The sequence below is a fragment of the Blastococcus sp. CT_GayMR16 genome (assembly GCF_004570875.1).
Classification (GTDB): domain Bacteria; phylum Actinomycetota; class Actinomycetes; order Mycobacteriales; family Geodermatophilaceae; genus Blastococcus_B.
Map to the genome: position 1 here is coordinate 110,214 of NZ_SPQK01000015.1, position 6,675 is coordinate 116,888.

The following is a 6,675-nucleotide window of genomic DNA, read 5'->3' on the forward strand; positions in this document are numbered from 1 at the left end:
TACGGGGAGCGACCGACGGAATCGGTCAGCCCTCGGTGACGAACGGGCTCGCGGCGACCTCGGTGCCGTCGGCGAGCGTGCTGATCCGGAAGTCGTCGAAGACGTTGCCGGCCACCCGGTGCAGCTCGCGCAGGCAGGCGATGGCGAGCTCGCGGATCTCGACGTCGGCGTGCTCGCTCGCCCGCATGGCCACGAAGTGCCGCCAGGCGCGATAGTTGCCGGTGACGACGATGCGCGTCTCGGTGGCGTTGGGCAGCACCGACCGGGCGGCCTGCCGGGCCTGCTTGCGCCGGAGCGTGGCGTTGGGGACGTCGGCGAAGCGCTTCTCCAGTCCCTCGAGCAGGTCGGTGTAGGCGCCGGCCGCGGCCTCGGTGGCGGCGACGAAGCGCTCGTGCAGCTCGGGGTCCTCGGCGATGACGGCGGGCTCGACGAAGGCGGCGTCCCGCTCGGGCACGTACCGCTGCGACAACTGGCTGTAGGAGAAGTGCCGGTGCCGGATCAGCTCGTGGGTGAGCGACCGGGAGACCCCGGTGAGGTACATGGTGACCGTGCCGTGCTCGAGCACGGAGAGATGACCGACCTCGAGGATGTGCCGCAGATACCCCTGGTTGGTGGCGGTGGCCGGGTTCGGCTTGTTCCACGACTGGTAACAGGCCCGCCCAGCGAACTCGGCGAGCGCCTGCCCGCCGTCGACATCGGTCTCCCACGGCACGTCGGCGGGCGGGGTGAACTGGGTCTGGGCGATGACCTGGACCTGGAGCGGAACGATCTCGGGCACGGGGGCGAGCCTACGTCGGGCCGCAGGCGCCGCCCGCGCCCAGCGATTCAGCGTGATGTCATCTGACGCCTTGATTTGACACCATCGTGATGCCACAGTGGTGTCATGGACCTCAGCGACTACGTGGACGCACTCCGCGGCTCCCTCACCACGGCGGCGGCTGCCGGCGGCCCCCAGGCGCAGGAGACGGCCCGGCTGCTCGCCGACACGATGGAGCCGGCGGTGCGGCTCGCCCTGATCGACGCGCTCTCTGCCCTGGCCGCGGAGGTCACGGCGGCGCTCGACGGACCGCTGGTGGACATCCGGCTGCGTGGTCGCGACCCCGAGGTCGTCGTCGTCCCGGCCGAGCACGACCCGGGCCGGCACCCCACCACGGGCGCCTCCCCCGACCCCGCGGACGACGCCGCCGACGACGGGTCGACGGCCCGCATCAGTCTCCGGCTGCCCGACGGGCTCAAGGCCCGCGCCGAGGCCGCCGCGGCCACCGCCGGCAGCTCGCTGAACACCTGGCTCATCCGCGCGGTGACCGCCGCCGTGCGCGAGCCCGCCCCGCCGCCGTCCGGCCGCGGGCCCCGCCGCTACACCGGATTTGCCCGCAGCTGACCGCGCACCCCCGTCCGAAGGAGAACCGCCATGCCCGTTCGCACGCACGTCGCCGCCGTCCCCGGCCCGCCCCCACGGATCGAGGTCCGCAACCACGCCGGCTCGGTCACCGTCGCCGCCGTCGAGGGCGCCGAGCAGCTGGAGGTGCGCGTGGAGCCGCTGGACGCCGCTGCCGAGGAACTGCTCGACCGCGTGGAGATCGACGTGCGGGACGCCGAGTCCGACGACGTCCCCACCCGGCTGCGGGTCGTCGTGCCCGAGCGCCGGCTGCTGCGCACGCCGGCGTTCGCGGTCCGCATCACCACACCTCCCCGGGCGGCGGCCCGGATCGCCGTCGCCTCCGCCGACGCCGAGCTGACCGGCCGGTTCGGCGACCTCGAGCTCACCAGTGCCAGCGGCGACCTCGACGTCGAGCACGGTGTCGACGTGCACGCGCGCAGCGCGAGCGGCAACACCCGGATCGGCACGATCGACGGCCGCGCCTCGGTCGGGTCCGCGTCCGGCGACGTCCGGATCGGGCGGGCCCGCGGCGACCTGCAGGTGCGCACCGCCTCCGGCGACGCCTCGGTGGACCAGACCGCCGAGCACGTCACCATCAACACGGCGTCCGGGGACGCGACCGTCGGCGCCGCGACCGGCGGCGCCGTGCAGATCAGGACGGTCTCCGGGGACGCCTCGGTCGGCGTGGTCCCGGGCCTGCGGATCTGGCTGGAGCTCTCCAGCGTCTCCGGCCGGATGGACTCCCAGCTCGACGACGACGGCGACGCCGGCGACGGACCGGCCGGGCTGTCCCTCACGATGCGCTCGGTGTCCGGCGACATGCGGATCCACCGGACCGCGGCCGTGCCCGTGGCGTGAGCTAGGCGCGCAGGGCGAGCGACTCTCCGGACGCTCGCCGGAGGTCGCTCGCCAGGTCGCCGCGGTCGAGGACGTCGACGTCGTCCAGCTCCAGCCAGTCGGCCATGAGGCGAAGCTCGTCGACGAGCGCCGCGGCGACGAGCGGCCGGTCGATGCCCTCCTCGCCGTGCGCCGCCTGGACGCGGAGCACCCCGGCTTGCCGGTCTGCCTTGAGGTCGACGCGGGCCACGAGCTGGTCGCCGAGCAGGAAGGGCAGCACGTAGTACCCGTGCACACGCTTGGCGGCCGGGGTGTAGATCTCCAGCCGGTACCGGAAGCCGAAGATCCGCTCCACGCGCGGCCGCTCCCACACCAGGGAGTCGAACGGGCTCAGCAGCGCCCGCGCCCGGACCCAGCGGGGACGACGCGCCTCGGGATCCAGCCAGGCCGGCGCACCCCAGCCGGCGACGTCGGCCGGCAGCAGCTCCCCGGCGTCGGCGAGTTCCGTGACGGCCTGCCGAGCGGCCTCGGGGCGGAGGCGGAAGTAGTCGCGCAGATCGCGCTCGGTGGCGACGCCGAGCGCGCGGGCGGCGGTGCGGACGAGTTCGCGGACCGCGTCGACCGGGTCGGGGGTCGGCGTCTGCAGGACGGCGGGCGGCAGGACCCGCTCGGTGAGGTCGTAGACCTTCTCGAACGCCGTGGTGCGGTGCGTCGCGGTGATCTCCCCGGTGAAGAAGAGCCACTCGAGCGCGACCTTGCCCTCGTGCCAGTTCCACATCGATCCGGGCCGGTCGGGCCGGGGTCCCGCGAGGTCGCTGGCCTTCAGCGGTCCGGTCGCCCGGACCCGGTCGAGGACCTCGGCGACGAAGCCGGGCCGCTCCTCCTGGATCCGCACCATGTTGCCCCAGGCGTGCTCCGCGGCCGCCGCCATCCGCCAGCGCAGGAACGGCTGGAGCCGCACGGGCAGGAACGACGCCTCGTGCGCCCAGTACTCGAACACGGCGTGCCGCCGCGCGGTCAGATCGTCGAGCGCCGTCCGCGGATAGGCCCCCAGCCGGCTGAAGGCAGGCAGGTAGTGCGAGCGCGACAGCACGTTCACCGAGTCGATCTGGATCACCGCGAGCCGCTCCGTCATGCGCCGCAACTGACGGACGGCGACCGGGCCGGTGGGCCGTGGCTCGGCGAAGCCCTGCGCCGCCAGCGCGATCCGGCGCGCCAGGGCGGCGGGAAGCCGCTCGACGTCGGGTGCGCTCACGAGAGCCGATCTTGCCTGGCGGGTACGACGTTCGCGGCCGCGCATACGCTGCCCGGGTGAATTCCGAGGCGTCCTTCCTGCGTGCCACCGGTTCCGCGGACGCCTCGGTCCGACCCGCGCTGCCGGCCGATGCCGCGGAGATCGCGCGGATCCAGGTCGTCACGTGGCGCACGGCGTACCGCTCGGTGCTGCCGGCGGCGGTGCTCGACGACTGGGACGCCGACGCGGCCGAGAGCACCTGGCGCGCGGCGATCACCGCGCCGCCCACGCCCGGTCACGGCGTCCTGGTCGCGCTGGAGAGGAACACCCTGGTCGGGTTCGCCGCCTTCGGCCCACCGGAGCTGACCCCCGGGGAGACCCAGGACGCGGCCGGCTACACGACGGAGGTGTCCACGCTGCTGGTCGAGCCGCGCTGGGGACGGCGCGGCCACGGGAGCCGGCTGCTGTCCGCGGTCGCCGACCTGGCCGAGAGCGGCGGCGCCGCCCGGCTGCAGGTCTGGTTGCTCGAGGACGACGGGGTGTCCACCGGCTTCTACGAGTCGGCCGGCTGGGCACCCGACGGCTGGGCCCGCACCCTGGACACCGGGGACGCGCCCCTGCGCGAGGTCCGCTGGCACGCACTGCTGGGCCCGGAGACCGACATGCCGGAGGCGACACGGTGACCTTCGAGGGCTTCCCGGACGACGGCCTCGTCTTCTACGAGGGCCTGGAAGCCGACAACTCCAAGACCTACTGGACGCAGCACAAGGGCGCCTACGACAGGAACGTCAAGGCGCCGCTGGTCGCGCTGCTGGACGAGCTCGCCCCCGAGTTCGGGACGGCGAAGATCTTCCGGCCGTACCGCGACGTCCGGTTCAGCAACGACAAGACGCCCTACAAGACCCATCAGGGCGCGGTGGTACACGCCGACGGCCACGGGACCGGCGCCTGGTACGTGCAGATCTCCGCCGACGGGCTGCACGTCTCCGGGGGCAGCTGGCGACTCGAGAGCGACCAGGTCGCCCGCTACCGCCGGGCGGTCGCCGACGACGTCCAGGGCCTGCGCCTGCAGGCGGAGGTCGACCGACTGGCCGCCGCGGGCTGGGAGATCCGGGGCGAGAAGCTGACGCGAGTGCCGGCCGGTTACTCCGCGGACGCCGAACGCCTGGACCTCCTGCGCCACAAGTCGCTGCACGCGTCGCGGAGCTGGGAGCCGGCCGAATGGCTCCACGAGCCGCGCGCCCTCGACGAGGTGCGCTCCGCCTGGCGCGAGCTCCGCACGCTGAACACGTGGCTCGCCGACAACGTCGGCGCGACGACCAAGGAGCCCCGCGCCCGCCGATGAGATGGGGCCGGAAAACGAATTCCGGACGGCGATGTCGAGAATGGGTGACCGGCTCCGTCCCCTCCATGAACGCGACCACGATGGGTCGCACCAGCACCGAGGAGAATCGCGATGGCCAAGTACCTGCTGCTCAAGCACTACCGGGGAGCCCCGACTCCGGCGAACGACGTGCCGATGGACAAGTGGACGCCGGAGGAGATCTCCGACCACGTGCAGTACATGAACGACTTCGCGGCCCGGCTGGAGGGCACCGGCGAGTACGTCGACGGTCAGGCCCTCGCTCCCGACGGGATGTGGGTCCGCTACGACGGGGAGGGGCGCCCGCCGGTCACCGACGGCCCCTTCGCCGAGACCAAGGACCTGATCGCCGGCTGGATGGTCATCGACGTCGACAGCCGTGAGCGCGCGATCGAGCTGGCCGGGGAACTGTCGGCCGCGCCCGGGGCGAACGGGGAGCCGATCCACGAGTGGCTCGAGGTGCGCCCGTTCCTGGGCGAGGCACCCACCGTCACGGAGTGAGCCCTCCCCTGGACGAGGCCCTGCTACGGAGCCTCACGCCGGGAGTGCTCGGGGTCCTCGTCCGCCGCGGAGCCGACTTCGCGGCGGCCGAGGACGCCGTCCAGGATGCGCTGGTCGAGGCGATCCGGGTCTGGCCGGCCGACCCGCCGCGGGACCCGAAGGGCTGGCTGGTCACCGTGGCCTGGCGCCGGTTCCTCGACGCAACCCGGGCGGACGTCGCCCGGCGCCGGCGCGAGGACCTGCTGGAGGAGGAGCCGGCGCCCGGGCCCGCGCCGGAGGCGGACGACACGCTGCACCTCTACTTCCTGTGCGCCCACCCGTCACTGACGCCGTCGTCCGCGGTCGCGCTCACGCTGCGCGCCGTGGGCGGGCTGACCACGCGCGAAATCGCCCTGGCCTACCTGGTGCCCGAGGCGACCATGGCGCAGCGCATCAGCCGGGCCAAGCGCACCGTCTCCGGGGTGCGCTTCGACCAGCCCGGCGACGTCGCCACCGTGCTGCGCGTGCTGTACCTGGTGTTCAACGAGGGTTACACGGGGGACGTCGACCTGGCCGCGGAGGCAATCCGGCTCACCCGGCAGCTTGCGGTGGCCATCGACCACCCCGAGGTAGCGGGCCTGCTCGCCCTGATGCTGCTCCACCACGCTCGGCGGGCCGCCCGCACCGCGGCCGACGGCAGCCTGGTCCCGCTCGCCGAGCAGGACCGCACTCGGTGGGACACCGCGTCGATCGCCGAGGGCGTCGAGATCCTGCAGGCTGTCCTCGTCCGCGATCGGCTGGGCGAGTTCCAGGCCCAGGCAGCCATCGCGGCCCTCCACGCCGACGCGTCCACCGCCGCGGAGACGGACTGGGTCCAGATCGTCGAGTGGTACGACGAGCTCGCGCGCCTGACCGACAGCCCGATCGTCCGGCTCAACCGCGCGGTCGCCGTCGGGGAGGCCGACGGGCCGCGCGCCGGCCTGGCCGCGCTCGCCGCGCTGGACGACTCGCTGCCCCGGCACACGGCGGTGGCGGCGTATCTCTCCGAGCGCGACGGAGACCTGGCGACGGCGGCTCGGCTGTACGCCGAGGCGGCCCGCAAGGCAGCCAACCCCGCCGAGCGCGACCACCTGACGCGCCAGGCCGCCCGGCTCAACGCCGGCCGGGCTCGCTGACGGGTCGGTTCGGCGCGGGGAATGCGTTTTCCGGGCATGACGAAGGGGCCCCAGCACGAATGCTGGGGCCCCTTCGGGAATGGTTGTCCGGCGGCGTCCTACTCTCCCACCCCGTCTCCAGGGCAGTACCATCGGCGCTGAGAGGCTTAGCTTCCGGGTTCGGAATGAGACCGGGCGTTTCCCTCTCGCCATGGCCGCCGTAACT

At 73.7% G+C, this 6,675-nt stretch carries 8 protein-coding genes and 1 rRNA gene; 6 read left to right on the forward strand and 3 right to left on the reverse strand.

What is annotated here, in order from left to right; all coding sequences use genetic code 11:
- Positions 1-25: 25 nt before the first annotated feature.
- Positions 26-778, reverse strand: a complete 753-nt coding sequence (gene thyX / locus E4P38_RS16035; protein WP_135132946.1) for an FAD-dependent thymidylate synthase — start codon at positions 776-778, stop codon at positions 26-28.
- 105 nt (positions 779-883) lie between these two features.
- Here thyX and E4P38_RS16040 point away from each other — a divergent pair, with 105 nt between their 5' ends.
- Together E4P38_RS16040 and E4P38_RS16045 are read left to right on the forward strand one after the other, a co-directional pair.
- A complete protein-coding gene (locus E4P38_RS16040) occupies positions 884-1,381 on the forward strand; it encodes a toxin-antitoxin system HicB family antitoxin (RefSeq protein WP_135132947.1) in 498 nt (165 codons plus the stop codon).
- Between the two features lie 30 nt (positions 1,382-1,411).
- A complete protein-coding gene (locus E4P38_RS16045; RefSeq protein ID WP_135132948.1) occupies positions 1,412-2,239 on the forward strand; it encodes a DUF4097 family beta strand repeat-containing protein in 828 nt (275 codons plus the stop codon).
- 1 nt (position 2,240) lies between these two features.
- On the opposite strand, the gene E4P38_RS16050 is transcribed toward E4P38_RS16045, so the two are convergent.
- Positions 2,241-3,473, reverse strand: coding sequence for a crosslink repair DNA glycosylase YcaQ family protein (locus E4P38_RS16050; RefSeq protein ID WP_245161070.1), 1,233 nt, complete (start codon positions 3,471-3,473; stop codon positions 2,241-2,243).
- Positions 3,474-3,529: 56 nt separating this feature from the next.
- Here E4P38_RS16050 and E4P38_RS16055 point away from each other — a divergent pair, with 56 nt between their 5' ends.
- From E4P38_RS16055 to E4P38_RS16070, 4 genes are all read left to right on the forward strand, one after another.
- A complete protein-coding gene (locus E4P38_RS16055) occupies positions 3,530-4,135 on the forward strand; it encodes a GNAT family N-acetyltransferase (protein ID WP_135132950.1) in 606 nt (201 codons plus the stop codon).
- Positions 4,132-4,797, forward strand: coding sequence for a DUF2461 domain-containing protein (locus E4P38_RS16060; RefSeq protein ID WP_135132951.1), 666 nt, complete (start codon positions 4,132-4,134; stop codon positions 4,795-4,797). The genes E4P38_RS16055 and E4P38_RS16060 overlap by 4 nt, the downstream gene beginning before the upstream one ends.
- 111 nt (positions 4,798-4,908) lie before the next feature.
- A complete protein-coding gene (locus E4P38_RS16065; protein WP_135132952.1) occupies positions 4,909-5,316 on the forward strand; it encodes a YciI family protein in 408 nt (135 codons plus the stop codon).
- Positions 5,313-6,470: a DUF6596 domain-containing protein gene (locus E4P38_RS16070; RefSeq protein ID WP_209309140.1), complete on the forward strand. Its 1,158-nt coding sequence runs from the start codon at positions 5,313-5,315 to the stop codon at positions 6,468-6,470. Before E4P38_RS16065 ends, E4P38_RS16070 begins: the two co-directional genes overlap by 4 nt.
- Before the next feature lie 85 nt (positions 6,471-6,555).
- On the opposite strand, the gene rrf is transcribed toward E4P38_RS16070, so the two are convergent.
- A 5S ribosomal RNA gene (gene rrf / locus E4P38_RS16075) occupies positions 6,556-6,672 on the reverse strand.
- Positions 6,673-6,675: the final 3 nt, after the last annotated feature.